A 3,881-nucleotide genomic window follows, 5' to 3' on the forward strand; every position below is an offset into this window, starting at 1 on the left:
ATCTTCTGGGTTCCGCTGGATCAACCTGCGGACGATGGAGCGCAGCGGATGTGCTAGAGGCTGGGTGATCTCGTCCACTTCTTCCCGGGTGAACGTGGCAGCCCGCAGGATGCAGTCTTCGGCATGGTCCGGTAGGTCTGCCTCCATGGCCGTGATCGCCGCGTCTAGAACCTGCGCCTTGACCTTCGTGGTTAGCGCCTCCTCCAAGTCGTCGGGCCGCACTGTGGTCGTGCTGTAGAGGTGGCGCCACGTGGACAGTTCCAGCAGCACCAACCCCAGCGAGAACAGATCCGAGCGCGGATCCGTCTCCTCACAGAGCAACGCCTCGGGGGAGCAATAGAACACGTCGCCATGAGGGCGCGGCAGCGTCGAGGCCACTCGGCCCGGGAGCAGAGAGCGGGCGCGGGCGAAGTCCGTCAGCATCACCCCTCCCTCTGGCTCCAGGAAGATGCGGGCGGGGTTCAAGTCCCGATGAACGATGCCCAGCGGGGCGCCGTTCTCGTCCTTGCAGGTGTGCGCGTAGTGCAGGGCGCCCGCAACCTCGGCGCCCACGTAGAGGCAGAACGCTGGGGATAGCAACTTCTCGCGCATCTGCGAGTAGGTGATCAGGGTGTTGATCGAGGTGCCCTCTACACGGTCGGATACGATGTAGAGAACGCCTTGGATTTCGTAGGGCCCGAGGATGCGGGCGATCCTCGGGTGACGCAGGTACGTGGCGAGGTGGGCCTCTTCCCGGAGCCGGGCGCGCATCCTCTCTAGCGTTTCGGGATCGTCGGACGACGTAGGCGGCAAGCTGCGGACGATGACTTCCCGCAGGCGCTTCTTCTCGGTGCGTTCAAAGGCTGGGATGGTCCTTTCCCCAAGCCTGGATTGGGCTAGCTCTTCGACCAATGGACGCGACAGATCCACCTCATACGAGAGATCGCCGTGAGAGAAGAGAATCACCCCCGGGACGCTCCAGGGCTGCCGAGAAGTAGCCATGCGGGATCGACTCCTGGCGGCGCGCGAGAGGGCGCCGCAACGGAGCGAAACACTACCCAGCATGTGCCATGGAATGGAACGACGCTGAAGGTTGGGAGCGGCGCGATCCTTGGCTACAGCGTCAGCGGAACGCCCCAGCAGGCGAGCCTCGACGCGCGGGCTTCACGCGCCCAGCTTCACCTGTCGGACGCGCGAGGCTCCACCGGCCCCGGCTCACCTCCATTGCTTATCAACGATTCGCGTAGAGGACACCTTCGACGCCACAGGGGCGCCCGGCTTCGAGCCCTCGCGCTTTGGCGAGCCCAATGCGCCCCCGTTCTCCAATTCGAGGCAGATCGGCACGGTGCGCCCGCCTGGAAGGTGGGCGCGCAGATAGCGCCCGTAGATGCGATCTCCCGTCGTCCACAGGTGCCCATCTACCCGCATCCCCGCAGGGGCCTTGCCTTCTGGCCTGATCAGCGCCCCCGTAACGGGCCCATCCTTCCAGGCGGCCAAAGGTTGCTCGCGTCCCTCTTCATAGCTCCCCTTGGTTACGTCCAACAGGATGCCGGGCCCATTGCCGCCCACGGGCCAATCTAGCTCCTCCATCGCCTTGATGGCTTCCTCGGGGCATGGCTCGGGATCCGGGCGCGTCTGCACGCCAGTGCAGCCCGCCTCAAGCCATGCAACGGAGGCCACGAGGAGCGCGCACCTCTCAACCTTCGAGAGAACGCGCCGACCGCTGGCCTTCTGGACTTGTGGCGGGATGGGTACGCCGTTGGTGAAAGTCGGGGAGTTGTCGGGCAGCTTCACGGACGGGCTCGCCTCCTTCTGGGTAGGGAGCGGGGAGGCTAACCGTTCGGGGCGGCTTGTCGGCTTTTCGGCCAGAGTGCTTGAGGCAGGGAGTTGATCCGCTGGTGCGCTCCTGGCCACGGGTAGCGGCTCGGGTTGCACTGGCCGATGCAGTAGGGAAGCGGCCACGACTGCCGCGAAGACGGAGAGCGCCAGCGGCCCGACGAACACCGGACGCCGCCACGCACGGCGCGGGCTGTGGTGCGTAGCAACCCCCGCAGCAGAAGGCTCGGGCGCCGCATCCGCTGACATTGGCGCTGGCGCTACCTGCACCGGAGCAGGCACGGGCGCCGCATCTGCTGGTGCTACCTGCACCGGGAGCGGATGGGAAGGGAGCAGTTCCTGCGGGCCTTCGGGTTCTCGCGCTTTGACTGGCTCTGGCTCCCCTTCGGAGGGTTCTGACAGTAGCTGCGCGGCTGCCGGGTGAATGCCGAGATCGCGCCAGTCGTCCCCCTCGAAACGCGCCAAGTCCACCAGCGGGCGCCGCGCATCCTTGGCCGTCGCGGGCCGCACCTCCAAGTCGCGACTGATCAGCTTCATCACGTAGGCGCTCAACTCCACCGGAACGCGCCCCTGGGTTGCCCGGTGCGGGGTGGGCGGCTCGATCAGCACGTTGCCAAGGAGGGGCCGCGTCTCGCCGCGCGTCGGCGTCGGGTTCGTCAGCACGTCGTAGAGGTTGGCACCGAGCGCGAAAATATCGTCCGTCGCCTTGAACGTGTAACGGGCTCCGGGCTTGAGGCGGTTTTCATCCCAGAAACGTTGAGCCTCGGGGCTGCGGTTGCGCGGCGTTCCAGGGGGGAGCGGGCCATCCGTCAATTCCTCGGCGGTCGCGTAGTCCGCCGCTCCAAAGTCGATGATCACCGGCTCGCCGTCCTTGGTGACCATGATGTTTCTCAGGCTCAAGTCCCGATGGAACACGCCTCGCGCGTGCATGTGCTCCAGGGCATCAAACAGCTTCAGGAACAGGACGACGACTTCATGCGGCGTCGGACTGGTCCGCTCGACCCAGCGGGCGAGCGTGTAGCCGTCCACGAACTCGAGAACGATGTAGTGAAAGCCTGAGCGCGCATGCGGCCAGCGGCCATGGGCCAACATGCGGATGATGTGCCGGTGGTTGAGTTGCTGAAGGCAGGCCACCTCGCGCCGCGCACGCGCGTCCGTCTGCCTCGGATCAAGGCTCCGCTCGGTCTGACAGGCCACCTTGAGCGCGAAACGCTCGCCGTCCTTCTCTACCTCGTAGACCACGGCATACCCGCCGTTCCCGATGCGTCGGACAATACGCCAGTCGCTCACCATCTGGCCGGGATTCAAGTCCAAGGGATCAAAATCCGCGAACATGCCGCGCACCTCTCGCCAGTGGCTACAGCGTCACCTGGGGAACGGACAGACAGCGGCTCCCGTCACCGTTGCACACCCGCACGGTGTGGGGTGCCTCTAGCCATTCTTTGGGCTGCTCACGCGCAGGCATCTCCACTTCCACGGCCACTCTCACCACACCGCCCGGGGGGATGGTTGCTTGCCCTGAGAGCACCGCGCGAGCGCGGCGCGGCTCCCCTCCTGCGGGCGTCACCTCTGCCCACGCGGGCGCCCACGGCTCCCCCCCGATGTTGCTCACCTCCAGCACAACGACGCTCCACGTCGGCCCCCCAAGGCCCCAGCACACGAGAGGGCGAAGTTCCCCCCCGCGCGCCTCATAGCACCCTAGCTCAAAGCCTCGTCCCGTCAGGCCCTGCTTGTTCACGAAGCCCGCGAGCGCCACGGCGGCCGGGCTCAAGGCTGCGGGCCGAGCCTTCAACGCCTCCAGTTCCTTAGCTTGCGCCTCGCACCGCTCGCGCGTGGCGGACAGTTCCACGCGGCACGCCTCGACGGTTTGCTGCGGGCGGCTCACGTTCACCAAGCCATCCGCCGTGCCCGGCTGCCCGGTCAGCAGGAACACGACGCTTGCGGGCGAGCCCTCGCGGTAGGTGACTCGCAGCGCGAGCCGTTCGCCACTCCCGAGTGCCACTGCGGGCGAGAGCGTCACGCCTGCATCACTCACCTCGAACACGGGGAACCGGTCGCGCCCCTCC

The 3,881-nt window shown here is 66.7% G+C and carries 3 protein-coding genes; all 3 read right to left on the reverse strand.

From position 1 onward, the window contains the following. The coding region (locus ACJ8AT_RS04890; RefSeq protein WP_407736381.1) for a serine/threonine protein kinase at positions 1-981 on the reverse strand (981 nt) is incomplete at its 3' end. 213 nt (positions 982-1,194) lie between these two features. Then, positions 1,195-3,150: a serine/threonine protein kinase gene (locus ACJ8AT_RS04895; protein ID WP_407736382.1), complete on the reverse strand. Its 1,956-nt coding sequence runs from the start codon at positions 3,148-3,150 to the stop codon at positions 1,195-1,197. Between the two features lie 22 nt (positions 3,151-3,172). Then, the coding region (locus tag ACJ8AT_RS04900; protein ID WP_407736383.1) for a DUF2381 family protein at positions 3,173-3,881 on the reverse strand (709 nt) is incomplete at its 5' end.

This window comes from Hyalangium sp., assembly GCF_045802625.1.
GTDB lineage: Bacteria > Myxococcota > Myxococcia > Myxococcales > Myxococcaceae > Hyalangium.

Excerpts from the sequence above, each read along its gene's own strand:
- ACJ8AT_RS04895 (WP_407736382.1), bottom strand. The coding sequence starts at position 3,150 with ATGTTCGCGGATTTTGATCCCTTGGACTTGAATCCCGGCCAGATGGTG.